We start from the raw sequence: 24,775 nt of genomic DNA, 5'->3' as shown, positions 1-24,775 counted from the left end.
CCCGCCTCCCCCACAGGAGGGACCACACAGGGTGATGCTGACCAACCCCACAGGCGGTCCGCGTCCTCGGCCCTTGGGAGAGATCTCGGGACTTTCCCAAGGGTTGAGGCCGCGGGCCGCTCACTCGTTGCAGGGCCTGTTGCGGCGTCGCCCGCCGGTCACGGTCCTCACCCGAGCTCGGGCGCGCCGGGCCATGTCTGGGCGGTGCCGCCGAGCTCCAGCTGCCACGCGGCGGACCAGACCGCCTCGGTGACCGCCCACTCGCGCACGCTGCCCGTCGAGCGGGCCACCAGGGCGAGCATCACCTCGACACTCGCGACCTCGATCGCGAGGGCCGCCGCCTGCACGTCGCTGCTGCGGAGCGCCCGGCCGTCGACCTCGTAGGCGGGCGCTGCCACCACTGGGTCGCCGCCGGCGTCTCCCACCAGGACCCGCAGCTGGTCGCGCCGCGCCCGGTGTCGCCGGTAGCCGGCGACGAGGGCGTCGTAGAGGACCGGGGTGGCGGACTGGGAGGTCCGCGCGCCCAGCACGCCGTAGGTGTAGACCGCGGCGTGCTCGTCGGTCAGCGTCGCCTGGAGGGCGTCGAGGTCGCTCACGCGGTCACCTCGGCGTCCAGTGCGGCGGCGTGCTGCGCGGTGGACGCGGCGACGCCGGCCAGCACGCGGGCGAGGTCGCCGCTCGCCGCGCCGACGCACGCGGTGCGGACCTCGCGCAGCAGGCGGGCCTCCGAGCGGCGTACGGCGCCCAGCGCGCGCAGGATCTGCGGCGCGAGCGTGGGTGGGGGCGAGGTGGGCGGCTCGGCGTCCGGGACCGCTCCCACCAGCAGCTCGAGGTGCTCGGCGTGGGCGGACGCGACCGGCGCGAGCCGGCCGGCGAGCTCCGGGACGGACGAGGTCGCGGCGTCCACCACGGACCGGGCCCGGACGAGCTCGGCGACCACCCGCGCGACGAGCTCGGAGTCCTCCGGCGGAGGCGGGGTCGGGGAGGCGGACGCGTCGTCGCGCGCCGGCGGGTCGATGTCACAGGCCCCCAGGACGAGGGGCGCCGCGAGTGCCGTACCGAGCGTCGTACGACGGGTCAGCAGGCGTCCTGGCACCCCCGGAGACTACCCACCCGACGGACGTCGACGCCGCCGTCGCCGGGGATGTCGGGGCTTCGGCCGCGGCCGGTAGGGTGTTCACCCGACAACAGCACAAGGAGGTCGCAGCCGATGAGCACCCACCAGGACGCCACCCGGGACCGCATCGAAGCGGAGCTGACCGACCCCCTGCGCGAGCTGGGCCTCGACGTCGAGGCGGTCGAGGTGACGCCGGCAGGCAAGCGTCGCGTGCTCCGCGTGGCGGTCGACAAGGACGGCGGCGTCACGCTCGACGACGTCGCCGCCGCCACGCGCGAGGTGTCCCGGGTGCTCGACGAGTCCGACGTGATGGGGGAGATGCCCTACACCCTCGAGGTGACCTCCCGCGGCGTCGACCGGCCGCTGACCCTGCCGCGGCACTGGCGGCGCAACGAGGACCGGCTGGTCAAGGCCACGCTCGTCGACGGGTCGAGCCTGACCGGCCGCGTCCTCGCCTCCACCGAGGAGTCGGCGACCCTCGACGTCTCCGGCACGCAGCGCGAGGTCGCCTACGCCGACGTGGCGAAGGCCCTCGTGCAGATCGAGTTCAACCGCAAGAGTGAGGACGACTGATGGACATCGACCTGAGCATCCTGAGGATGCTGGAGCGCGAGAAGGAGATCTCCTTCGAGGTGCTGGCCGAGGCCATCGAGCAGGCCTTGCTGACCGCCTACCAGCGTGCCACCGAGTCCCAGCACCCCGCGCGGGTCGAGCTGGACCGCAAGACCGGGCACGTCACCGTGTGGGCCCGCGAGGTCGGCGAGGACGGCACCGCCGGTCCGGAGTACGACGACACCCCCGCCGGCTTCGGCCGGATCGCCGCGACCACCGCCAAGCAGGTGATGCTGCAGCGGCTGCGCGACGCCGAGGACGAGATCCGGTTCGGGGAGTTCGCCGGCAAGGAGGGCGACATCATCTCCGGGACGATCCAGCAGGGCCGCAACCCCGACGACGTGATGGTCGACCTCGGCAAGCTCGAGGCGCTGCTGCCCGTCAGCGAGCGCGTACCGGGGGAGAAGTACGTCCACGGCGAGCGCATCAAGTGCCTAGTCACCTCGGTCCGCAAGGGCATGCGCGGTCCCCAGATCACGCTCTCGCGCTCGCACCCGGCGCTGGTGAAGAAGCTGTTCGCCCTGGAGGTGCCCGAGATCGCGGACGGCACCGTGGAGGTCGCGGCGATCGCCCGGGAAGCCGGGCACCGCACCAAGATCGCCGTGCACTCCACCGTCCCGGGCGTCAACGCCAAGGGCGCGTGCATCGGCCCCATGGGCCAGCGCGTGCGCAACGTGATGAGCGAGCTGCACGGCGAGAAGATCGACATCGTCGACTGGGCCGAGGACCCCGCCGAGCTCGTGGCCCACGCCCTGTCGCCCGCCCGGGTGACCGCGGTGGAGATCGTCGACCTGGCCGCCCGCTCCTGCCGGGTGGTGGTCCCGGACTTCCAGCTCTCCCTCGCCATCGGCAAGGAGGGCCAGAACGCCCGTCTCGCCGCCCGGCTCACGGGCTGGCGCATCGACATCCGCTCGGACGAGGCGCCGGCGCCCGAGTGACGGTCGGGGGACGGCGCCCAGTTCGTCAACCGGTGGCCCGACCCCGTAGAGTGGAGGTCAGTGGCCACCACGTCTGACACCCCTGCCGCCGGACCCGTCCGGATGTGCGTGGGTTGCCGGGCCAGGGCCGCTGCGAGCGAGCTGCTCCGCGTGGTCGCGGGCTCGGACGCCGAGGGTCGACCGGCCCTGGTTCCCGATCCGGACCGCCGGGCACCCGGCCGCGGGGCGCACCTGCACCCCACGCCGCAGTGTTGGCAGCTCGCGGTGCGACGCCAAGCTCTTCCCCGGGCCCTCCGCTCGGGCATCACGCTCGCCGACGCTCCGGTGGAGGACTACCTCGCCTCGCTGGACCAGTCCGAATCACTGCAGCACCGACCAGAAACTGGAGCACGCAGCTCATGAGCACTCGATGAGTCACTCGCGATGAGTTTGCACACCCACTAGCTGTTCCGTTTCCCCTCTCCTTCTGGGGTCTCGGACCAGAAGGAGTAGAGACCAACCGTGGCAAAAACCCGAGTCCACGAACTCGCCAAGGAGTTCGGAGTCGAGAGCAAGTTCGTTCTCGAGAAGCTCAAGGAGATGGGCGAGTTCGTCAAGTCGGCGTCGTCGACTGTCGAGCCCCCCGTCGAGATGCGCTTCAAGAAGCAGTACGGCGACCAGCTGAAGGCTGCCGCTGCCGCCGCCCCCGCAGGGACGGCGACCGAGGCGCCGGCCGAGCAGGCCGCCGCCAAGAAGGCCGCGCCCAAGCCCGGCCCCAAGCCCGCTGCGCCGCCCGCCGCGGCCGAGGCGCCCGCCCCGGCCACACCCGCCCCGGCACCCGCCGCTCCGGCCGAGCAGGCGGCTCCCGCCGCCCGTCCCGGTCCCCGGCCCGGACCCAAGGCTCCTGCCGCCGCGCCCCAGGCCCCGGCGGCTCAGGCCCCGGCCGCTCCGGCTCCCGCAGCGCCGGCTCAGTCGCCCGCCGCACCGACGCCCGCAGCGCCCGCCGCCAAGTCGGGGACCCCGGCTCCGCGGCCGGTCGGCAGGCCCGGCGCGCCGCGCCCGGGCAACAACCCCTTCGCCCCCAGCCAGGGCATGGGCTCGCGCCCTGCGCCCCGCACGAGCGGCGACGACACCCGTCCGCCGCGCCCGCCGGCCGGTGGCGAGGCCCGTCCCGGCATGCCGCGTCCCAACCCGGCGATGATGCCCAAGAGCCCGGCCGCCTTCGGCAACGGGCCGGGCGCCCGACCGGCTCGTGGCGGCCCCGGTGGTGGCCCCGGTCGTCCGGGTGCTCCCGGCCGCGGCGCTCCGGGTCGTCCCGGCGCCGGCGCTGGTGCTCCGGGCCGTGGTGGCCCGGGCGGTGCCCCCGGCGGCTTCGGCCCCTCGGGCGGCGGTCGTCCCGGTGGCGGTCGTCCCGGCCAGCGTGGGCAGACCCAGGGCGCCTTCGGTCGCCCGGGCGGTCCCTCGCGTCGCGGACGCAAGTCCAAGCGCGCCCGTCGCCAGGAGTTCGAGGCCATGGAGGCCCCGACGATCGGTGGCGTGCGCGTCCGCAAGGGCAACGGCGAGACCGTGCGTCTCCCGCGTGGCGCCTCGCTGACCGACTTCGCCGAGCGGATCAACGTCGACGCGGCGGCCCTCGTGCAGATGCTGTTCTCGCTCGGCGAGATGGTGACCTCGACCCAGTCGGTCGGTGACGAGACGTTCGAGCTGCTCGCCGAGGAGCTCAACTACGTCGTCCAGATCGTCTCCCCCGAGGACGAGGACCGCGAGCTGCTCGAGACGTTCGACCTCGAGTTCGGCGCCGACGAGGGCGACGAGGCCGACCTGGTCGTCCGCCCGCCGGTCGTCACCGTCATGGGTCACGTCGACCACGGAAAGACCAAGCTGCTCGACGCGCTGCGCGACGCCAACGTGGTCGACAAGGAGGCCGGCGGCATCACCCAGCACATCGGTGCCTACCAGGTCCACACCGAGGTCGACGGCGAGGACCGGCGCATCACCCTCATCGACACCCCCGGTCACGAGGCGTTCACCGCCATGCGTGCCCGTGGTGCCCAGGCCACCGACATCGCGATCCTCGTGGTGGCGGCGGACGACGGCGTGATGCCCCAGACCGTGGAGGCGCTCAACCACGCCCGTGCGGCCGAGGTCCCGATCGTCGTCGCGGTCAACAAGATCGACAAGCCGGACGCCGACTCCACCAAGGTCCGCGGCCAGCTCACCGAGTACGGCCTGATCCCCGAGGAGTACGGCGGCGACGCGATGTTCGTCGACGTCTCGGCCAAGGCCGGCCTCAACCTCGACAAGCTCCTCGAGGCCGTCGTCCTCACCGCGGACGCCTCGCTCGACCTGCGTGCCAACCCCACGCAGGACGCGCAGGGCCTCGTGGTGGAGGCGCACCTCGACCGTGGTCGCGGTCCCGTCGCCACCGTGCTGGTGCAGCGCGGCACGCTGCGGGTCGGCGACTCGATCGTCGCCGGTCCGGCCCACGGCCGCGTCCGCGCGATGCTCGACGAGTACGGCAACGAGATCGTCGAGGCCGACCCCTCGCGTCCGGCGATGGTGCTGGGCCTCTCGGCGGTGCCGGGTGCGGGCCAGAACTTCATCGTGGTCGAGGACGACCGCATGGCCCGCCAGATCGCCGAGAAGCGCGAGGCGCGCGAGCGGGCTGCCATGCAGGCCAAGCGTCGCGTGCGTCGCAGCCTCGAGGACTTCATGGCCTCCATGGAGAAGGGCGAGAGCCAGGAGCTCAACCTCATCCTCAAGGGCGACGTGTCCGGTTCGGTCGAGGCGCTCGAGGACGCCCTCGCCAAGATCGACGTGGGCGGCGACGAGGTCTCCATCCGCGTCATCGACCGCGGCGTCGGTGCCATCACCGAGACCAACGTCGACCTGGCCGCCGCCTCCGACGCGATCATCATCGGGTTCAACGTCCGCCCGCAGGGCAAGGCGACCGAGATGGCCGATCGCGAGGGTGTGGAGATCCGCTACTACACGGTGATCTACCAGGCCATCGAGGAGATCGAGGCCGCGCTCAAGGGCATGCTCAAGCCCGAGTACGAGGAGGCCATCCTCGGCCAGGCGGAGATCCGCGAGATCTTCCGCTCGTCCAAGACCGGCAACATCGCCGGCTGCATGGTCACTTCGGGCGTCGTGCGACGCAACGCCAAGGTCCGGCTGCTGCGCGACGGCAACGTCGTCGCCGACAACCTCGACCTGGCGTCGCTGCGCCGCGAGAAGGACGACGCGTCCGAGGTCCGCGAGGGCTTCGAGTGTGGTCTGGTGCTCCGCAACTACCAGGACATCAAGATCGGCGACATCGTCGAGTCCTTCGAGATGCGCGAGATCCCGCGCAGCTGATCCGCACCAGTCGACCGGGCACCTGCGCCTTGCAGGTGCCCGGTCGGCGTTTGAGAGAGTGAGCCCATGAGCAACCCCCGCGTCCGCAAGATCGCCGACCGGATCCAGGTGATCGTCGCCGAGATGCTCGAGCGCCGGATCAAGGACCCGCGCCTCGGCTTCGTCACCGTCACCGACGTCCGCGTCACCGGCGACTCCCAGCAGGCCTCGATCTTCTACACCGTGCTCGGCACCGACGAGGAGCTCGACAGCACCGCTGCCGCGCTCGAGTCGGCCAAGGGCGTCATCCGCTCCGAGGTCGCCAAGCAGCTCGGCATGCGGATCGTGCCGTCGCTGACCTTCGTCCCCGACGCGCTGCCCGAGAGCGCACGCGCGCTGGACGAGGTGCTCGAGCGGGCCAGGAAGCTGGACGAGGAGGTCGCTGCCCGCCGCGTCGAGGCCTACGCCGGTGACGCCGACCCCTACAAGAAGCCGCGCGCGCCCGAGGACGACCTCGACGACGACTCCGACGAGGACGACCGCCCCTGATGGTCGACCCCGGTCTGGTCGTCGTCGACAAGGCCCCGGGCATGACCTCGCACGACGTCGTGTCCCGAGTCCGCCGGCTCGCCGGCACCCGCAAGGTCGGCCACGCCGGCACCCTCGACCCGATGGCGACGGGCGTCCTGGTCCTGGGCGTCGAGCGGGCCACGCGGCTGCTCGGCCACCTCATGCTCACGGAGAAGGCTTACGACGCCACGATCCGGCTGGGCGCGTCGACCACCACGGACGACGCGGAGGGCGAGGTGGTCTCGACGGCGTCGACGGACGGCCTCGGCGAGGACGTCGTACGACGGGCGCTGGCCCGCTTCGTCGGCGACATCGAGCAGGTGCCGACCGCCGTCTCGGCGATCAAGGTCGACGGCCAGCGCGCCTACGCGAGGGTGCGCGCGGGGGAGCAGGTGGAGCTGAGCGCGAGGCCCGTCACCGTCCACGAGCTGGTCGTCCACGAGGTGGCGCTGCCCGACGTACGCATCTCCGTGCGCTGCTCGTCGGGCACCTACATCCGCGCCATCGCCCGCGACCTCGGCGCGGACCTCGGGGTCGGCGGCCACCTGACGGCGCTGCGGCGCACCGCCGTCGGGTCGTTCGACCTGTCGGTGGCTCGCACGCTGGAGCACCTGGCCGACGGCTTCGCGGTCCTGCCGATCGGCGACGCCGCCCGCGCGACGTTCCCGGTGGTGGACCTCGACGACGCGCAGGCGGCGCACGTCCGCTTCGGCCGGCCGCTCGAGCTGGTCCTGCCCGGCGACGGCACGCATGCGGTGTTCGCGCCCGGCGGGGAGTTCCTCGCTCTCTACGAGCAGCGGGGCGAGCGGGCCAAGCCGGTCGCCGTGTTCGTCTGAGCGCTGCCCGGGGGGAGGCCGCCGGACACCCTCGGGCGCGACAGTAGGCTGCCGCCGTGCAGATCTGGCGTGACGTCGACGACGTGCCGGCCGACCTCGGCCGCACGGTGGTCAGCATCGGCAACTTCGACGGCGTGCACCTCGGCCACGCCCACGTGCTGCGCGAGGCACGCGCGGCCGCGGAGCGCCTCGGCGTCGACACCGTCGTGGCGGTGACCTTCGATCCCCACCCCATGGCGGTGCTGCGACCCGAGCACGCGCCACCGACCCTCACCTCCATCGGCACCCGCGCCGGGCTGCTCGAGGCAGCGGGCGTCGACGCGGTCCTGGTCGTCGCGTTCGACCGCGGGGTGGCGGGCTGGTCGCCCGAGCAGTTCATCGACCGCATCCTGGTCGGCACGCTGCGCGCGCGGGCCGTGGTCGTCGGCGCCAACTTCCGCTTCGGCGCCAAGGCGGCCGGCGACGTCGCCACCCTCGTCGAGGCGGGCTCGACCCGGGACTTCGAGACCGTCGGGGTCGCCCTGGACGGCGGTCCGCAGGTGTGGAGCTCGACCTACGTCCGCCAGTGCCTCGCCACCGGCGACGTCGCCGGCGCGGCCGAGGCGCTGGGTCGGCCCTTCACCGTCCGCGGCACGGTGGTCGAGGGCGACAAGCGCGGCCGCGAGCTGGGCTACCCGACCGCCAACGTGCCCATCCCGCCGGTCGACGCAGCCCCTGCGGACGGCGTCTACGCCGGCTGGCTCACCCGGCTCGACACCGGCGAGCGGTTCCCGGCGGCGATCTCGGTGGGCACCAACCCGACGTTCGACGGCGAGCGGGAGCGCCGGGTGGAGTCGTACGTGCTCGATCGCGACGACCTCGAGCTCTACGGCGTCGAGGTCGAGGTCGCCTTCGTCGACCGCCTGCGCGGGATGGTCCGGTTCGAGGGGATCGAGGCGCTGGTCGAGACGATGCACGGCGACGTACGCCGGGCGCGCGAGGTCCTGGGTGGCTGACCCCGGCCCGGAGCTCGTCGCGGCCGAGCAGTGGTTCGTCGACCACGGTCTGCCCTACTTCGTCGACGACATCCGCACCGAGGTGCACCGGGGCCTCTCGCGCGGCCGGCTGGTGCAGGTGGGTCTGGTGGCCCTGCTGCTCGTGGTGGCAGTCTGCGTCGGGTTCGCGCTCACCGACCACCTGGAGTGGGACGACGGGTTGGTCCCAGGGATCAACGTGGGGCTGCTGAGCATCGGGCTCTACGCGCTCTTCGCCCTGCGTGCCTGGGTCATCGCACGGTGGGCGGCGCACCGCACCTTCTCCAGCCTGGGCCTGCTGTTCCCGCTCGTGACGCGCGCGCTGCCGCTGCTGCTGCTGTTCGTCACCTTCTTGTTCATCAACGCCGAGGTGTGGGAGGTCTCGGCACGTCTCGACGGTCGCGTCATGTGGTTGACGGTGGCGCTGTTCCTGGCCATCACCGTCGCGTTCCTCCTGGCTCGTCTGCCCGAGGAGCTGGCGGGCTTCGACGAGCAGGTCGACGCCGCCCAGCTCTCGCGCCACCTCGAGGGCACGCCGCTGGAGGGCTTCGGCCGGGGTGACGACCCGGACGTGGCCGAGGACGTCGCGGTCGGCGGGCTGCAGAAGGCCAACCTGGTGCTGATGCTCCTCATCACCCAGCTCGTGCAGGTGGTGCTGCTCAGCGTCAGCGTGTTCGTCTTCTTCGTGGTCTTCGGGCTGCTGGTGATGGACGCGGGGGTGGTGGCCGGGTGGACCGGCGAGGACCTCGACCAGATCGGCACCCTCGACCGCGCCAACTGGCAGCTGGTCCAGGTCTCGACGTTCCTCGCCGCCTTCAGCGGGCTCTACTTCACCGTCTATGCCGTCACCGACGAGGTCTACCGCGCGCAGTTCTTCAGCTCGATCGTGCGGGAGCTGGAGCGAGCGGTGAGCGTCCGCGCCGCCTACCGCGCGCTGCGGCGTACGGCCTGAGGTCCGCCGCGACCGCGATCCTCATCGTGGAGGATCCGTGTCGCCAGGTGGCTCGGATCCTCCACGATGGAGTGGTGACCCGCAGGTCGGACTCCGTCAGGCGTCGAGGTCGCGCTCGACGAGCGCCGCGATCTCGTCGACCGCGGCCTGGTCGTCCCCGGCCACCTCGACCGTGTCGCCGTGGCTGGCGCCCAGCGTCATGATCATCAGCGACGAGCTGGCGTCGACACCGTTGATCGTGACGTCCGAGCCGAGCTCGCCCGCCTTCTCGGCGATGATCGCGGCGGGGCGGGCGTGCAGGCCGACGGCGGAGCCGACGACGACGGACTTGCTGGGCATGGTTCTCCTTCGGGATGGGTCGTGCGGTGGGTCTGGTCGGCTCACGGGCGGCCGGGTCAGGACGCCGGCGTCGGCGGGTCGGTCGTCTCGCCGGCGCCGGGGTTCGCTGCGCCGGAGGGCGCGCCGGAGGCCGGGGCGGCAGTGGTCGCGGGAGCGGGCACGCCGAGCGCGTGCGTCACCACGTCGATGACGTCCTGCGCGGAGGCGGCGGACCGCAGCGCGTCGGTGAAGGCGCGCTTGACGAGGGCACGGGCCAGCTTGCCGAGGATCGTCAGGTGGTCGACGTCGCCCTCGGTCGGCGCGGCGATCAGGAACGCGAGGTCCGCCGGTCCGTCCGCGGCACCGAAGTCGACCGGCGGGTCGAGCCTGGCGAACGCGAGCGTCGGCGCGGACACGCCGGTCGTGCGGCAGTGCGGGATGGCGATGCCGCCGGGGAGTCCGGTCGCGGCGTTCGACTCGCGGGCGAAGGCGTCCTGCACGATCTGGTCCCGGCTGGTCGCGCGGCCGGCGTCGTCGACGACGCCGGCGAGCGCGCGGATCACGTCGTGCTTGTCGGCACCCCAGTCGGCGCCCAGGCGCACGAGGTCGGTGGTGATGAGGTCGGTCATGCTGTGCCTCCGAGGGCGGTGACGCCGACGAGCTCCGTGCGGAGCTGCGAGGGCTGGGGGATGGTGGTGCCGGGAAGGCCTGCGGCGGCGCTGCCGTAGGCCACAGCCAACGCCAGGCGCTCGGGAGCCGCAAGTCCTCGCATGTCGCCCAGAAGGTAGCCGAACAGGCTCGAGTCGCCCGCCCCGACGGTGCTGACGACGGTGGTCGGCGGGGGCGTGGCGTGCCAGGCGCCCTCCGCCGTCACCAGGACCGCGCCGTTGCCACCGAGCGTGGCGAGGACCGCGCCGACGCCCCGCTCGACGAGCTGGCGGGCCGCCACGGCGGTCGCGGCCGGGTCGGCCTCGAGCGCGTCGGCGTCGCCACCGGTGAAGGAGGCCAGCTCCTCCCCGTTGGGCTTCATCAGGTCGGGCGCCGCGCTCGGCAGGGCGTCGACGAGGGCCTGCAGCGGGCCTTCGCTGGTGTCCACCGCGACGTGCCCGCCGACCGCGCGCAGGCGGCGTACGAGGTGGGCGTAGAACTCGGCCGGGGCGCCCGCCGGCAGCGAGCCCGCCAGCACCGTCCAGTCGGCCACGGAGGCGCGCGCCAGCACCGCCTCGGCCATGCGCTCCAGGTCCTCGGCGCCCACCTCCGCGCCCGGGGAGTTGAGCTTGGTCGTGGTGCCGTCGGGCTCGGTGATGGTGAGGTTGACCCGCACGCTGCCGGCCGGACGCACCGGACGGCAGTCGATGCCCGCGCCGAGGAGCTCGAGCACGAACGGGTCGTCCTTGAGGGCAGGTACGACGGCGATGCTGGGGATGTCGGCGCTGACCGCGGCGCGGGAGATGTTGACGCCCTTGCCGCCGGCCTGCGACGTCACGGAGACGACGCGGTGGACCTGGCCGCGATCGAGCGGTCCGTCGAGCGCCACGGTCCGGTCGAAGCTCGGGTTGGGGGTCAGGGTCAGGATCATGCGACCAGGACCTCGATGCCGGCGGACTCGAGGGCGCGACGGTCCGCGGGCTCGATGTCGCTGTCGGTGACCAGCACGTCGAGGCTGTCGAGGGTGGCGAAGCGCACGGCCGTCTCGAGACCGAGCTTGGAGGAGTCGGCGAGCACCACCGTGCGTCGCGCGCACGCGATCATCGCCCGCTTGCTGGCCGCCTCGTCGCTGTCGGGCGTGGTCAGTCCGTGACCGACGGTGAGGCCGTTGGTGGCGATGAACGCGACGTCGGCGCGCAGCTCGGCCAGCGCGGCGACGGTCTCGGCGCCGACCGCTGCGTGCGTGGTGGGACGCACCCGGCCCGGGAGCAGGTGCAGCTCGATCTGGGGGAGTCCCGCGAGTCGCGTCGCGACCGGCACGGCGTGCGTGACGACCGTGAGGCGGTGGTCGCGCGGAAGGGCGGCGGCGAACCGGGCGGTCGTGGTGCCCGCGTCGATGACCACGACGGAGTCGGGCGGGGGGAGAAGGGCGACGGCGGCGTTGGCGATCGCCTCCTTGGCCTGCGGGTTGGACTGGTCGCGCTCGCCGATCCCTGATTCGATGACCGTGAGCGATCCGGCCGGCACGGCGCCGCCGTGCACCCGACGGACCAGCCCCATCCGGTCGAGCGTCGACAGGTCGCGGCGTACCGTCTCGGTGGTGACCTCGAACTTCTCGGCGAGCTGCACCACCGACAGGCGGCCGCGGCGGCTGATCAGCTGGGCCATCGCCTGCTGACGCTCCTCGGCGTACATGGGTCCCCTCTCCGGAGATCTGCGTATGTGTTGTTTTAGTACCGAATGTGTTGCTTGTCAACCGCGGCGTGTTCTACGGTGTGTCCATGACCACATCGGCGTTGACGTCTCTGAGCGGGACCCCGGTCGTGCCGGGTGTCGCCGCAGGCCCCGTCCTCCATGTCCGCGGCGAGGTGTCGCCGGAGGCGATCGCCCGCTACGGCGAGGGCGACTTCGCCGACGCGGACGCGGCGCTGGCGGCGTACGACGAGGCGGTCGCGGCCGTCGCCGACACGTTCTCGGCCAAGGCGGCCGCAGCGCAGGGCGCCGCTGCCGAGGTGCTCACGGCCAGCGCCGGTCTGGCTCGCGACAAGGGCCTGCGCTCCGGCGTGGCCAAGAACCTGCAGGCGGGGCACGGTCCGGTCGCGGCGGTCCAGGGGGCGGTCGACCAGTTCGTCACGATCTTCACCAACATGGGCGGCCTGATGGCCGAGCGGGTCACCGACCTGCGCGACATCGAGCGCCGGGTGGTCGCCCACCTCGTCGGGGAGCCGGCGCCGGGAGTGCCCACCCCGACCGAGCCGTCGATCCTCGTGGCGGAGGACCTCGCGCCCAGCGACACCTCGGGGCTGGATCCCCGGCTCGTCACGGCGTTGGTGACCGAGCGTGGCGGTGCCACCAGCCACACCGCGATCATTGCCCGCCAGCTCGGGATCCCGTGCGTCGTCGGGGCTGCCGGCGTCACCCAGCTGTCGTCCGGCACCTTCGTCGTGGTCGACGGCGAGGCGGGCACCATCGAGCTGGGCACCGACCCCGGCGAGGCCCGTGCGCGGGTCGAGGAGAGCCGGCGGCTGCGCGAGGAGCTGGCGTCCTGGAGCGGGCCCGCGTCCACGGCGGACGGCCTGCCCGTCAAGCTGCTGGCCAACGTCGCCGACGGCGCCTCCGCCGAGTCCGCGAGCGCCGAGCCCGTGCAGGGCGTCGGCCTGTTCCGCACCGAGCTGTGCTTCCTCGACCGCAAGGACGAGCCGAGCGTGCAGGAGCAGGCCGAGATCTACGCCGGCGTGCTCGCCCCCTACTCCGACGGGCGCCACGTCGTCGTACGCACCCTCGACGCCGGCTCGGACAAGCCGATCGCCTTCGCCACCCACGAGGGCGAGGAGAACCCCGCGCTCGGCGTGCGCGGCCTGCGGCTGAGCTTCGGCAATCCGGGGCTGATGGAGCGCCAGCTCGACGCCATCGCCACCGCCGCCGAGCGCACCGGCACCGAGACCTGGGTGATGGCGCCCATGGTGGCGACCGTCGCCGAGGCCGCCGACTTCTCCGCCGCGGTGCGGGGCCGCGGCCTCAAGGCCGGGGTGATGGTCGAGATCCCCAGCGCCGCGCTGCTCGCGCACCGCATGCTCGAGGTCGTCGACTTCTTGTCGATCGGCACCAACGACCTCACCCAGTACGCCATGGCGGCCGACCGGATGGCCACCGACCTCGCGCACCTCACCGACCCCTGGCAACCGGCCGTGCTGCAGCTGATCGCGATCACCGCGCACGCCGGCACCGAGGCGGGCAAGCCGGTCGGCGTCTGCGGCGAGGCCGCAGCCGACCCGCTGCTCGCCACGGCGCTGATCGGCATGGGCATCACGTCGCTGTCGATGGCCGCCCGCGCCGTCAGGCCGGTCGGCGCCCAGCTGGCCAAGGTCACCTTCGAGACCTGCGAGGCGGCCGCCGAGGCGGCGCTCGGGGCACCGGACCCGATGGCCGGGCGCGCAGCCGTGCGGGAGCTGCTCGGCCACTGACCGGCGCCCCGCGGAACGCCGGGGCGCCCGAGCTCAGGGCTCGACGGTGACCTTGATGGCCTCGCCCTTGGCGACGATGTCGAAGACGCTCATGACGTCGTCGAGGGCCACGTGGCGGGTGATGAGGTCCTTGACCGGCACCTGCCCGGAGGAGATGTACTCCAGCGCCCGCTTGTTGTGGGCGGGGGAGGAGCCGTTGGCGCCGTGGACGTGCAGCTGGCGGTAGTGGATGAGGTTGGAGTCGGCCTTGATGAAGGGGTCGTTCTTGGGCAGGCCGCCGAAGAAGGAGATCCGTCCCTGGCGCGCGGCCATGGCGATGGCCTGCTCCTGCGTCACGTTGGCCGGGGTGGCGGTGATGATCACGTCCGCGCCGCGGCCGCCGGTCAGCTCCAGCACCTTCGCGACCACGTCGACCTCGGAGGCGTTGATGACGTGGTCGGGCTTCACCGCGTCGGCCGACATCTTGAGACGCTCCTCGTTGATGTCGACCAGCACGACGGTGCCGACCTTGTGCACGCCCCGGGCGATGCGGATGTGCATGCAACCGATAGGGCCGGCGCCGAAGACGACGGTGAAGTCGCCCTCCTCGATGCCCAGCTGCTCCTGGGCGTTGATGGCGCACGCGAACGGCTCCGCAGCGGAGGCCTCGTCGAAGCCGACGTTGTCGGGGATGCGGTTGAGGCCGTCGACCTTCAACACCTGCTCGGGCACGATCATGTACTCGGCGAACCCGCCGTCGTACTGGTAGCCGACCGAGGTCTGGTTCTGGCAGACCTCCATCCAGCCCTTGCGGCACTCGTGGCACTCGCCGCACGGCACGGCTGCGATGCACTGCACCCGATCGCCGACGGCGAAGCCGCCCAGCGCCTCGGCGCCGACCTCGACGACCTCGCCGGCCACCTCGTGGCCCATCGTGGTCTCGCCGGTGATGTTGACGTGCCCGTTCTTCTTGATCTTGACGTCCGTGCCGCAGGTGGAGCAGTTCCGCACCTTGATCTTGACCTCGCGAGGACCGCAGTCCGGCTCGGGCACGTCGACGAGACGTACGTCCTCGGGGGCGAAGAAGCGCAGGGCCTTCATGGCGAAACTCCTCGAATCGGTGGCGAAGCGGTGCGTGTGGTGTCACCGTAGCGCCCGCGCACAGGTAAAGCCACAGGTTCGGGCACGATCTGATGCCCGAATGCTTGGCAACATGCCCGTTCTTGAGGTTTAATTCAGCGCATCATGTGATGGGGCTCACCCCGCGTTCGACTGGAGGACAACTCAGCATGGCGACCACGACATCCACTCCCGAGGCGAGATCCGGCGCCCGGGTCCGCGTGCAGAAGTTCGGCACGTTCCTCTCCAACATGGTGCTGCCGAACATCGGCGCGTTCATCGCCTGGGGACTCATCACCGCCCTGTTCATCCAGGCCGGCTGGATCACCCTCATCGGCGACAAGCTGTTCGGCTACGAGCCCGGCACCGAAGCCGGCCAGCACACCTACGGCTTCGTGTCCGCGCTGGGCGGCTGGGACGGCGAGCACGTCGGCATCGTCGGCCCGATGATCACCTACCTCTTGCCGCTGCTCATCGGCTACACCGGCGGTCGGATGATGTACAACGACAACATCCGCGGCGGTGTCGTCGGTGCGATCGCCACGATGGGAGCTGTGGCCGGCGCCGACGTCCCGATGTTCCTCGGCGCGATGATCATGGGCCCGCTGGGCGGCTGGTCGATGAGGAAGATCGACGCCCTGTGGGACGGCAAGATCAAGCCCGGCTTCGAGATGCTGGTCAACAACTTCTCCGCCGGCATCTGGGGCATGGTGCTGGCCATCGGCGGGTTCCTGGTCGCCGGCCCGTTCGTCCAGGCCTTCTCCAACCTGGCCGAGGACGTCGTCGACTTCCTCGTCGAGAACAGCCTCCTCCCGCTCGCCTCCATCTTCGTCGAGCCGGCCAAGATCCTCTTCCTCAACAACGCCATCAACCACGGCGTCTTCACCCCGCTCGGCACCGCCGAGGCGGCCGAGAGCGGCAGGTCGATCCTCTTCCTCATCGAGGCCAACCCCGGTCCGGGCCTCGGCCTGCTGCTCGCTTTCGCGGTCTTCGGCAAGGGTGTCGCCAAGGCATCCGCCCCCGGCGCCGCGTTGATCCAGTTCGTCGGCGGCATCCACGAGATCTACTTCCCCTACGTGCTGATGAAGCCCAAGCTGATCGCGGCAGTGATCCTCGGCGGCATGACCGGTGTGGCGACCAACCTCGTCTTCGACTCCGGCCTGCAGGCCCCGGCTGCGCCGGGCTCGATCATCGCGGTCTGGCTCCAGTCGCCCGCGGGCAGCATCGTCGGCGTGACCCTGTCGGTCGTGCTCTCGGCTCTGGTGAGCTTCCTCGTGGCAGCGTTCCTGCTCAAGCTCGACAAGGCCGACGACGAGGGTGACCTCGCCGCGGCCACCGCTCAGATGGAGGCCAACAAGGGCAAGAAGTCCTCGGTCTCCAGCGCCCTGACCGGTGGGGGCGCGGGTGGGGTCGGCACGGCGACCCGCGAGATCAAGAACATCGCGTTCGCCTGCGACGCGGGCATGGGGTCCTCGGCGATGGGCGCCTCGGTGCTTCGCAAGAAGATCCAGGCCGCCGGGCACCCCGAGGTGACGGTCACCAACAAGGCGATCGCCAACCTGGACGACAGCTACGACCTCGTGGTGACGCACCAGGACCTCACCGACCGGGCCCGTGAGAGGACCCCGTCCGCTGTGCACGTCTCCGTGGACAACTTCATGGGCAGCCCCCGCTACGACGAGATCGTCGCGATGGTCGAGGACAGCAGCCCCAAGTCCTGAGGCCGATCACCCGCGCCTGCCCCATCACCCACCGGACCCGGCCCCGCGCGAGCGGGAGCCGGGTCCCGTGCGTGCGCGGACGGGGTACGTCGCGCGATGACCTCCCGGTCAGCCCAGCAGCGCGGAGCCGCGGAACACGGCGAGGTCCACGCCGCTGAGCACGCCGCCACCGACCTGCACCGCGGAGAGGATGGCCTCGAGCTCGGCGCTGGGATCGGCGATGACGACGGCCAGGCCGTTGCCGACGGGGGCCGCGACGATGTCGGCCCACTCGAAGCGCGTCACCAGCGCCGTGGTGCCGAGGAACCGGTCGAAGGCGTCGTAGGCCACCTTCACGCGGCGTCCGGTGCCGGCCAGCGCGTCCTCGGCCACCCCCGGCACGCGGTCGGCCAGGAGGTTGCCGTTGCTGGAGACGACGAAGCAGCCCGCGACCAGCTCGACCTGGGTGACCTGGTCCAGCACGTGGTCGAGCTCGTCGCCCAGCGTGGCGGCGAGCGAGTGCTCGTCCACGGGCTTGGCCGTCGCTCCGGTCGCGACGAGCGTGCCCGCCACCTCGGTGCCGAAGTCGCCGTCATGACCCACGCGGGCCTCGAGCTCGCGCGCACCGCCGGCGGCGGTGAAGCCGGCCAGCGGCCCGATCCCGAGCAGCTGGTCGACCTGCGCGAGCGCGCGGACGACGTAGAGAGTCGTCCCGGCCAGCTCGCCGGCCGACCCGTCGTCGCCGTGCCAGCGGCCGTCGCCGTGGACGGTGAAGGTGCTGCTGGGGGTCGTGGTGCCGTCGCTCATGGGGTGCCCTTTCCGCCCGACGATGAGGTGGGGCGCGGCTGCTGACCCGCCCCCGTGACCGGACGTCCCAGCGTAGGGCGCTCCGGCGCCCGTTGTGACGGAGTTCGCAATCTCCGCTGCCGGGGGCGCTGTGGTGTGATGGCCACGACGCTTCCGCGTCGGCGACCGCCAGGGTCGCACCCCCGTTGCGAGGAGATGAGCAGATGAGCGACGTACTGAGCCCGCAGTCCATCGTGCTGGGCGGGGAGGCGCGCACGAGGGACGAGGCGATCACGGAGGCCGGCCTGTTGCTGGTGGCGGGCGGCGCCGTCGACGAGTCGTACGTCGACGCGATGCACGAGCGCGAAGCCTCGGTGTCGACGTTCATGGGCAACGGCCTCGCCATCCCGCACGGCACCAACGAGGCGAAGTCGCTGATCCGGCGCACGGCCATCTCGTTCCTACGCTACGACCAGCCGATCGACTGGAACGGCAGCCCGGCCCGCTTCGTGGTCGGGATCGCCGGTGCCGGTGACGACCACCTGACCGTCCTCCAGGCGTTGGCGGGCGCCTTCACCGACGACGCCGCCCTTGCGGCCCTCGAGTCGGCGCGGACGCCGGACGACGTCCTGGCGGTCCTGGTCGGCAGGGTCTGACCGCCGCACCTCGACCCCACGAGAGAAGCCCCCGCCGATCGGTGGGGGCTTCTCCTGCCTCTGCCGCGCCGCGCCGAGAAGTCGACGCATCGCGCACTACTACGGAGTGCGAGGTAGTGTGCACTGCATGGACCAGACCCAGCTCCTCAAAGGAGTCCTCGACCTCGCGGTGCTCGCCGTGGTCAAGGGCGAGGACGGCTACGGCTACGACATCGTGCGCCGGCTCCGCGACGGCGGACTGACCGAGGTCGGCGACGCCTCGGTCTACGGGACGCTGCGGCGGCTGTACGCCGCCGGCGCCCTGACGTCGTACGTCGTGCCTTCCGAGAGCGGACCGCACCGCAAGTACTACGGCATCACGCCCATCGGCCGCGACCAGCTGGTGCGTCAGCGCCGCGACTGGCACGCCTTCTCCTCCGTCCTCGACGGGCTCCTCGACGGACCCTCCGTCTCGACCTCGCAGGGAGCGAGCGCATGAACACCACCGAGCTTCCCGTCCGCCCCGACGTCGCCGCCTTCGTCGCCCGGGTCCGCGACCTGTTGGCCGACCTGTCCGAGGAGGACCGGCTCGAGCTGACCGAGGGCCTCGAGGCGGACCTGGGTGACCAGGTCGCCGAGCACGGCGGGGGTGTGCTCGGCGACCCGGAGTCCTACGCCCGCGAGCTGCGCTCGGCCGCCGGGTTCGACCCGGTCCCTCGCCGCCGGCTGCGCCTGGTCTCCGGCGTCCCGCTGGCGCAGCGGCTCGACGACGTCCGCAGCTGGTGGGACACGGGGATGGCGCGGCCGCGGCTGGCGCCACTGTGGGCGGTGCTGTCCGCGCTTCAGCCGGCGTGGTGGGTCCTGCGGGCCTACGCCGCCGCCGTCGCCCTCGCCCTCCTCTGGCCGGGTTGGGACGACTACGGCCTCACCTGGCTGCCCGGCGTCCACGCCGGGCTCGGGCTGGCGATGCTGGTCGTCTGCGTCGCGGGCAGCGCCCTCGTCGGTCTGGGCCGGGCCTGGCCCGGGGCTCGCCCCGCGGGATCGCGCGGAGCGCTCGCTCGCCTCGTGCTGGTCGCGCTCAACCTGGGAGCGGTCGTCAGCCTGCCGATCATCAACGGCCAGCTCGACGGCCACGCCTGGGACCGCTACGCCCGCGGCTATGCCGAGGCGGCGACCTACAGCCAGTCGTCCGGCGTGCTCAACCGCGGTGAGGAGGTGTGCAACATCGCCGCCTACGACGCCGGCGGCCGGCCGCTGACCGGCGTGCAGCTCTACGACCAGGCCGGACGTCCGCTCGCCGTGCACTGCTTCGACCAGGCCAGCCGCACGGTGCCGTGGGTGCTCGGCGACGTCACCCGGTGGAACGTCTTCCCGCTGGCCGAGCGCGAGCGCCGCGCTCGTACGCCCGAGCGGCGCGCCGACCTGACCGGCGCGGCCTTCCCGACCCCCGACCGGGCGACCACCCCGGCGGTGACACACCCGCTCGTGCCGGCGCCGGCCGAGGCGGTGGAGACGCCCCGCCGCGACCGGCGCGAACGGGCGGACAGGGCCGCCGACGACGGGAAGCGTGCCGGCGCGGACGACCGGAGGCGATGACCGGGCCCCACAGTCGTCATGGGGAGTGGTCGCGGGGGTGACCGCTCCCCATGGCTCCGCGCCCGGCGGGGACCGATGGTGCGGGTGCATCCGCGCCCGGGCACCCCGGAGGGGGGTGACAGCGGTGGCGGGACCGCGCCAGACTCTGCGCCGCCCGGTGCACGCCGGGCGCCCCCAGACACCCCACAGAATGGAGCACGTCATGGGTTTCGGAGGACCGATCGGCCTCATCGTCGTGGGCCTGATCCTGGCTCTCGCGTTCAACCAGCAGGAGGTGGGCCCGCTCGAGGTCACGACCCTCGGCTGGATCCTCGTCCTGGCCGGCGTGCTGTGGCTGGTGCTCACGCTGATCCAGCAGAACACTCGTCGGCGTCACAGCACCGTCGCCACCACCACGGACGCCCAGGGCCGCCAGGCCACGACCCAGCGCACCACGGAGTCCGACCCGCCGCCCCCGCCGGCGGTCTGAGGGCACCCTGCACGGCTCGGTGCGCGGCGCGGATTGGGCCGCTCGTCCAGCGCCTCGATATGCTTCTGCGGTTGCCCGCCAGGGCGACGTGCCGTCACGACGGCCGCGGAACCAGAGTGCCCCGGTGAACAGGCCCGGGCGCGCCGCGCAACGAGAACCGAAGGAGCCCCCATGTCGATTGGTACCGACGCGGAGACCAAGAAGAAGATCATCGCGGAGTACGCCCTGACCGAGGGCGACACCGGTTCCCCCGAGGTCCAGATCGCGCTGCTCAGCCACCGCATCTCGCACCTCACCGAGCACCTCAAGACGCACAAGCACGACCACCACAGCCGTCGTGGCCTGCTGCTGCTCGTCGGCCAGCGCCGTCGTCTGCTCAACTACCTGCAGAAGACCGAGATCGAGCGCTACCGCTCGATCGTCGAGCGTCTCGGCCTCCGCCGCTGATCACCGGAGCGGCCTCCCCACGGGGGAGGCCGCTCCGATCGGTTTCCGGGTCCGGTCGCCGCGCTAGTGTCGTACCGGACCACGCCACAACTGAACACACACCCACCAGGAGCGACCCGCACGTCCGGCCCGGTCCTCGGTAGTGGCCTTCAGACCGTCCCCGTCCAGGGAGCTGCGGGCCTCGATCGAAGACCGGCCCCGCGGGGCCCACGACGCCTCCACCGCCATCCTTCGTGTGTGGACGCCGCGGATCGCTCCGCTAAGAGAAAGCAGATCCTGCTTCCATGAGTGAACCCATCATCTCCGCTGTCGAGACCGTCCTCGACAACGGCTCCTTCGGCAAGCGCACGGTCAAGTTCGAGACCGGCCTGCTCGCCCGCCAGGCGGCCGGCGCCGTCACGGCGTACCTCGACGACGAGACCATGCTGCTCTCGGCGACGACCGCGTCCAAGCAGCCCAAGGACCACTTCGACTTCTTCCCGCTGACGATCGACGTCGAGGAGCGGATGTACGCCGTGGGCCAGATCCCCGGCTCGTTCTTCCGCTCCGAGGGCCGCCCGGGCGAGGACGCGATCCTCACCTGCCGCCTCATCGACCGCCCGCTGCGCCCGACGTTCAAGAAGGGCCTGCGCAACGAGGTCCAGGTCGTCATCACGGTCCTGGCGCTCGACCCCAACATGCCCTACGACGTGCTCGCCATCAACGCCGCGTCGATGTCCACCCAGCTCTCCGGCCTGCCGTTCTCCGGCCCCGTCGGCGGGGTGCGCGTCGCCCTGATCGACGGCCAGTGGGTGGCATTCCCGACCCACGAGCAGCTCGAGTCCGCCGTCTTCGACATGGTCGTCGCCGGGCGCGTCACCGAGACCGGCGACGTCGCGATCATGATGGTCGAGGCCGAGGCCACCGAGCAGACCATCACGCTGGTGCAGGGGGGCGCCCAGGCGCCGACCGAGGAGGTCGTCGCCGGTGGCCTCGACGCCGCCAAGCCGTTCATCAAGCAGCTGTGCGAGGCGCAGTCGCAGCTCGCCGCCGAGGCGGCGAAGCCGGTCGAGGACTTCCCGGTCTTCCTCGACTACGAGGACGACGTCTACGCCGCCGTCGAGGCCGCCGCCACCGACGACACCGCTGCCGCGATGACCATCGGCGACAAGCAGGAGCGCGAGGCACGCGTCGACGAGATCAAGGCGCAGCTGCTCGAGAAGCTCGCCGGCGACTTCGAGGGCCGCGAGAAGGAGATCGGCGCGGCGTTCCGCTCGCTAACCAAGTCGCTGGTGCGCCAGCGCGTGCTGCGCGACAAGGTCCGCATCGATGGCCGCGGGCTCGCCGACATCCGCCCGCTGCACGCCGAGGTCGACGTGATCCCGCGGGTGCACGGCTCCGCACTGTTCGAGCGCGGCGAGACCCAGATCCTGGGCGTCACCACCCTCGACATGCTCAAGATGGAGCAGCAGCTCGACACGCTGTCGCCGGAGAAGCACCGCCGCTACATGCACAAGTACGTCTTCCCGCCGTTCTCCACCGGCGAGACCGGCCGCGTGGGCTCGCCCAAGCGCCGCGAGGTCGGCCACGGCGCCCTCGCGCGCCGCGCGCTGCTGCCGGTGCTGCCCTCGCGCGAGGAGTTCCCCTACGCGATCCGCCAGCTCTCCGAGGCGATGGGCTCCAACGGCTCGACCTCCATGGGCTCGGTCTGCGCCTCGACCCTGTCGCTGCTGCAGGCGGGCGTTCCGCTCAAGGCGTCGGTCGCCGGCATCGCGATGGGCCTCATCTCCGGCGAGGTCGACGGCGAGACGCAGTACGTCGCCCTGACCGACATCCTCGGTGCCGAGGACGCCTTCGGCGACATGGACTTCAAGGTCGCCGGCACCCGGGAGTTCGTCACCGCGCTCCAGCTCGACACCAAGCTCGACGGGATCCCCGCCGAGGTGCTGGCCTCCGCGCTGACCCAGGCCCGCGACGCGCGCCTGGCGATCCTCGACGTGATGGCCGAGGCCATCGACGCACCCGAGGAGATGTCGATCCACGCGCCGCGCATCATCACCGTGCGCGTGCCCGTCGACAAGATCGGCGAGGTGATCGGGCCCAAGGGCAAGGTCATCAACCAGATCCAGGACGACACGGGCGCGACGCTGTCCATCGAGGACGACGGCACGGTCTACATCGGCGCGACGAACGGCGAGGCGGCCGAGGCTGCCAAGGCGGCGGTCAACGCGATCGCCAACCCGACGATGCCCGAGGTCGGCGAGCGCTACCTCGGCACCGTGGTGAAGACCACGAACTTCGGTGCCTTCGTCTCCCTCATGCCCGGCAAGGACGGCCTGCTGCACATCAGCAAGCTGCGCGCGCTGGCCGGCGGCAAGCGCGTCGAGGCCGTCGAGGACGTGCTGGCCGTGGGCCAGAAGGTCCAGGTCTCCATCGCCGAGATCGACGACCGCGGCAAGCTCTCGCTGGTCCCCGTCGTCGACGAGGCCGAGGGCGACGCCGAGCCGGCCGACACCGAGGCCGTCGAGGCGGAGTGACCTGAGCTCCGCTCGGAGACCCGCTCCACCCGATCCATCCGCGACCGGCCGGCCGTCTGGCCGGCCGGTCGCGGCGTTCCCCCCGCCTTCACCCCCGGAAGGACCCTCGTGCAGAAGAACGGCACCACCCGCACCCTCCACACCGTCAAGGACGCCGAGGGTGCGGTGACCTCCCGCGTACGCCGGACCGTCCTGCCCAGCGGCCTGCGTGTCGTCACCGAGCAGATGGCCGGCACGCGCTCGGCCAGCATCGGCGTGTGGGTCAACGTCGGCTCGCGCGACGAGACGCCGGCCCTGCACGGCTGCTCCCACTTCCTCGAGCACCTGCTCTTCAAGGGCACCCCGGAGCGCTCGGCGATGGACATCTCGATCGCGCTCGACGCGGTCGGTGGGGAGTTCAACGCCTTCACCACCAAGGAGTACACCGTCTTCCACGCCCGGGTCCTCGACGAGGACCTGGCCACGGCCGTGGACGTGCTCGGCGACATGGTGACCGCATCGACGCTCACCGAGGCCGACGTCGAGGCCGAGCGCGACGTGATCCTCGACGAGATCGCCATGCACGACGACGACCCCGACGACGTGGTCCACAACCTCTTCGCCCACCAGGCGTGGGGGGACACCCCGCTCGGCCGGCCGATCGCCGGGACCGACGACTCGATCCGCGCCCTGACCCGTGACCAGATCCACCGCTTCTACCGTCGCCACTACCGGCCGGACAACATGGTCGTCTCGGTGGCCGGCAACATCGACCACGCGACCGTCGTGGGTCAGGTCCGGCAGGCCTTCGCCCGCAGCGGCTTCCTCGACGGCGAGGCCGAGCCCACGCTGTCGGAGCAGTCCGAGAAGGCGCGCCGCGTCCACCCCGGCGAGGCGCGTACGGTCCGCCCGCAGGAGCAGGTCAACCTGGTGCTCGGGGTCAAGGGCCTGACCCGCACGGACCCGCGCCGCTACGCCCTGGGCGTGCTCAACACCGCACTCGGCGGCGGCACGTCGTCACGGCTGTTCCAGGAGGTGCGCGAGCTGCGCGGCCTGGCGTACTCGGTGTACTCGTTCGCCACCCACCACGCCGACGCCGGCGTCGTCGGGGTCTCGGTGGGCTGCCTGCCCAACAAGTACGACGCCGTGCTCGAGACCGTCCGCGCCGAGCTCGCCAAGGTCGCCGCCGACGGCATCACGTCCGAGGAGCTCGAGCGTGGCAAGGGCCAGCTCAAGGGCGGCCTGGTGCTCGGGCTCGAGGACTCCGCGTCCCGGATGTCGCGCATCGGCAAGGCGGAGCTGCTGCACGACGAGCTGCTGACCATCGACGAGGTGGTCGCCCGGATCGAGGCCGTGACCCTCGACGACGTCTCGACCCTCGCCCGCGACCTGTTCACGCAGCCCGAGCTGCTCGCTGTCGTCGGTCCGACGAAGTAGCGCTCGGCCTGGCTCCGGCCGCCGCTGGCCGCACACCGCCGCTGGTGCTTCATCACGGTATGTCGTGGAACGGGCACTTCCCCAGGTGAACTGAGCGAGGGGAGAGCCCACTCGGCGACGTACCTTGGTGAAGCCGCACCCCGCTGGTGCTCCATCACGGTATGTCGTCGAACAGGCACTTCCCCAGGTGAACTGAGCGAGGGGAGTGCCCACTTGGCGACGTACCTTGGTGAAGCCGCACCCCGCTGGTGCTTCATCACGGTATGTCGTCGAACGGGCACTTCCCCAGGTGAATTGAGCGAGGGGAGTGCCCACTCAGCGACATACCG

Annotated in this window: 25 protein-coding genes; 17 read left to right on the top strand and 8 right to left on the bottom strand. The window is 72.0% G+C overall.

What is annotated here, in order from left to right:
* Positions 1-167 precede the first annotated feature (167 nt).
* Both J3P41_RS02165 and J3P41_RS02160 read right to left on the bottom strand, forming a co-directional pair.
* Complete coding sequence (locus J3P41_RS02165) at positions 168-596, bottom strand: DUF4439 domain-containing protein (protein WP_210648612.1); 429 nt, start codon at positions 594-596, stop codon at positions 168-170.
* A complete protein-coding gene (locus J3P41_RS02160) occupies positions 593-1,096 on the bottom strand; it encodes a hypothetical protein (RefSeq protein ID WP_210648611.1) in 504 nt (167 codons plus the stop codon). The genes J3P41_RS02165 and J3P41_RS02160 overlap by 4 nt, the downstream gene beginning before the upstream one ends.
* 114 nt (positions 1,097-1,210) lie before the next feature.
* On the opposite strand from J3P41_RS02160, the gene rimP reads away from it, so the two are divergent.
* From rimP to J3P41_RS02120, 8 genes are all read left to right on the top strand, one after another.
* Positions 1,211-1,690, top strand: a complete 480-nt coding sequence (rimP, locus tag J3P41_RS02155; RefSeq protein WP_210648610.1) for a ribosome maturation factor RimP — start codon at positions 1,211-1,213, stop codon at positions 1,688-1,690.
* Positions 1,690-2,667, top strand: coding sequence for a transcription termination factor NusA (gene nusA / locus J3P41_RS02150; RefSeq protein WP_210648609.1), 978 nt, complete (start codon positions 1,690-1,692; stop codon positions 2,665-2,667). Before rimP ends, nusA begins: the two co-directional genes overlap by 1 nt.
* A gap of 102 nt (positions 2,668-2,769) precedes the next feature.
* Complete coding sequence (locus J3P41_RS02145; RefSeq protein WP_210649692.1) at positions 2,770-3,069, top strand: YlxR family protein; 300 nt, start codon at positions 2,770-2,772, stop codon at positions 3,067-3,069.
* A 99-nt stretch (positions 3,070-3,168) separates the two neighbouring features.
* Positions 3,169-6,003 (top strand): translation initiation factor IF-2, encoded by a 2,835-nt coding sequence (gene infB / locus J3P41_RS02140; protein WP_210648608.1) that lies wholly within the window; start codon positions 3,169-3,171, stop codon positions 6,001-6,003.
* A gap of 66 nt (positions 6,004-6,069) precedes the next feature.
* On the top strand, positions 6,070-6,531 hold the full coding sequence (gene rbfA, locus J3P41_RS02135; RefSeq protein WP_210648607.1) for a 30S ribosome-binding factor RbfA: 462 nt from the start codon (positions 6,070-6,072) through the stop codon (positions 6,529-6,531).
* A complete protein-coding gene (gene truB, locus J3P41_RS02130; protein WP_210648606.1) occupies positions 6,531-7,388 on the top strand; it encodes a tRNA pseudouridine(55) synthase TruB in 858 nt (285 codons plus the stop codon). Before rbfA ends, truB begins: the two co-directional genes overlap by 1 nt.
* A 56-nt stretch (positions 7,389-7,444) precedes the next feature.
* Positions 7,445-8,383 (top strand): bifunctional riboflavin kinase/FAD synthetase, encoded by a 939-nt coding sequence (locus J3P41_RS02125; RefSeq protein ID WP_210648605.1) that lies wholly within the window; start codon positions 7,445-7,447, stop codon positions 8,381-8,383.
* A complete protein-coding gene (locus J3P41_RS02120; protein WP_210648604.1) occupies positions 8,376-9,353 on the top strand; it encodes a hypothetical protein in 978 nt (325 codons plus the stop codon). Before J3P41_RS02125 ends, J3P41_RS02120 begins: the two co-directional genes overlap by 8 nt.
* Before the next feature lie 96 nt (positions 9,354-9,449).
* On the opposite strand, the gene J3P41_RS02115 is transcribed toward J3P41_RS02120, so the two are convergent.
* Genes J3P41_RS02115 through J3P41_RS02100 form a run of 4 tightly spaced genes read right to left on the bottom strand, consistent with a single transcriptional unit; the run spans position 9,450 to position 12,014 of the window.
* Positions 9,450-9,692 carry an HPr family phosphocarrier protein gene (locus J3P41_RS02115; RefSeq protein WP_210648603.1) on the bottom strand — a complete coding sequence of 81 codons (243 nt, stop codon included), beginning with the start codon at positions 9,690-9,692 and terminating at the stop codon, positions 9,450-9,452.
* Positions 9,693-9,748: 56 nt separating this feature from the next.
* Positions 9,749-10,300 (bottom strand): PTS sugar transporter subunit IIA, encoded by a 552-nt coding sequence (locus J3P41_RS02110; protein WP_210648602.1) that lies wholly within the window; start codon positions 10,298-10,300, stop codon positions 9,749-9,751.
* Positions 10,297-11,250: a 1-phosphofructokinase family hexose kinase gene (locus tag J3P41_RS02105; RefSeq protein WP_210648601.1), complete on the bottom strand. Its 954-nt coding sequence runs from the start codon at positions 11,248-11,250 to the stop codon at positions 10,297-10,299. The genes J3P41_RS02110 and J3P41_RS02105 overlap by 4 nt, the downstream gene beginning before the upstream one ends.
* Positions 11,247-12,014: a DeoR/GlpR family DNA-binding transcription regulator gene (locus tag J3P41_RS02100; protein WP_210648600.1), complete on the bottom strand. Its 768-nt coding sequence runs from the start codon at positions 12,012-12,014 to the stop codon at positions 11,247-11,249. Before J3P41_RS02100 ends, J3P41_RS02105 begins: the two co-directional genes overlap by 4 nt.
* Positions 12,015-12,100: 86 nt before the next feature.
* Here J3P41_RS02100 and ptsP point away from each other — a divergent pair, with 86 nt between their 5' ends.
* A complete protein-coding gene (gene ptsP, locus J3P41_RS02095; protein WP_210648599.1) occupies positions 12,101-13,783 on the top strand; it encodes a phosphoenolpyruvate--protein phosphotransferase in 1,683 nt (560 codons plus the stop codon).
* A gap of 33 nt (positions 13,784-13,816) precedes the next feature.
* Here ptsP and J3P41_RS02090 read toward each other — a convergent pair whose 3' ends face one another.
* The gene (locus tag J3P41_RS02090; RefSeq protein ID WP_210648598.1) at positions 13,817-14,863 is read right to left on the bottom strand and encodes a zinc-dependent dehydrogenase; all 1,047 of its coding nucleotides are present in this window, start codon (positions 14,861-14,863) and stop codon (positions 13,817-13,819) included.
* A 188-nt stretch (positions 14,864-15,051) separates the two neighbouring features.
* On the opposite strand from J3P41_RS02090, the gene J3P41_RS02085 reads away from it, so the two are divergent.
* Complete coding sequence (locus tag J3P41_RS02085) at positions 15,052-16,602, top strand: PTS mannitol transporter subunit IICB (RefSeq protein ID WP_210648597.1); 1,551 nt, start codon at positions 15,052-15,054, stop codon at positions 16,600-16,602.
* Positions 16,603-16,710: 108 nt separating this feature from the next.
* On the opposite strand, the gene J3P41_RS02080 is transcribed toward J3P41_RS02085, so the two are convergent.
* A complete protein-coding gene (locus J3P41_RS02080) occupies positions 16,711-17,388 on the bottom strand; it encodes a hypothetical protein (RefSeq protein ID WP_210648596.1) in 678 nt (225 codons plus the stop codon).
* A 203-nt stretch (positions 17,389-17,591) separates the two neighbouring features.
* Between J3P41_RS02080 and J3P41_RS02075 the strand changes: the two genes are divergently transcribed.
* The 7 genes from J3P41_RS02075 to J3P41_RS02045 all read left to right on the top strand — a co-directional run bounded on the left by J3P41_RS02075 (position 17,592) and on the right by J3P41_RS02045 (position 24,446).
* Positions 17,592-18,023, top strand: coding sequence for a PTS sugar transporter subunit IIA (locus J3P41_RS02075; RefSeq protein ID WP_210648595.1), 432 nt, complete (start codon positions 17,592-17,594; stop codon positions 18,021-18,023).
* Positions 18,024-18,150: 127 nt separating this feature from the next.
* A complete protein-coding gene (locus J3P41_RS02070; RefSeq protein ID WP_210648594.1) occupies positions 18,151-18,501 on the top strand; it encodes a PadR family transcriptional regulator in 351 nt (116 codons plus the stop codon).
* Positions 18,498-19,598 (top strand): hypothetical protein, encoded by a 1,101-nt coding sequence (locus J3P41_RS02065; RefSeq protein ID WP_210648593.1) that lies wholly within the window; start codon positions 18,498-18,500, stop codon positions 19,596-19,598. Before J3P41_RS02070 ends, J3P41_RS02065 begins: the two co-directional genes overlap by 4 nt.
* Positions 19,599-19,800: 202 nt before the next feature.
* On the top strand, positions 19,801-20,067 hold the full coding sequence (locus tag J3P41_RS02060) for a DUF6458 family protein (protein ID WP_210648592.1): 267 nt from the start codon (positions 19,801-19,803) through the stop codon (positions 20,065-20,067).
* A gap of 171 nt (positions 20,068-20,238) precedes the next feature.
* Complete coding sequence (gene rpsO, locus J3P41_RS02055) at positions 20,239-20,514, top strand: 30S ribosomal protein S15 (protein ID WP_056906479.1); 276 nt, start codon at positions 20,239-20,241, stop codon at positions 20,512-20,514.
* Between the two features lie 284 nt (positions 20,515-20,798).
* Positions 20,799-23,030, top strand: a complete 2,232-nt coding sequence (locus J3P41_RS02050) for a polyribonucleotide nucleotidyltransferase (protein WP_210648591.1) — start codon at positions 20,799-20,801, stop codon at positions 23,028-23,030.
* Between the two features lie 108 nt (positions 23,031-23,138).
* Positions 23,139-24,446 carry a pitrilysin family protein gene (locus J3P41_RS02045; protein ID WP_210648590.1) on the top strand — a complete coding sequence of 436 codons (1,308 nt, stop codon included), beginning with the start codon at positions 23,139-23,141 and terminating at the stop codon, positions 24,444-24,446.
* Positions 24,447-24,775: the final 329 nt, after the last annotated feature.

This window comes from Nocardioides sp. SYSU D00065, assembly GCF_017916425.1.
Taxonomy (GTDB): domain Bacteria; phylum Actinomycetota; class Actinomycetes; order Propionibacteriales; family Nocardioidaceae; genus Nocardioides.
The sequence above is the reverse complement of the archived record's forward strand: the minus strand, read 5'-3'. Positions and strand labels throughout refer to the sequence as shown.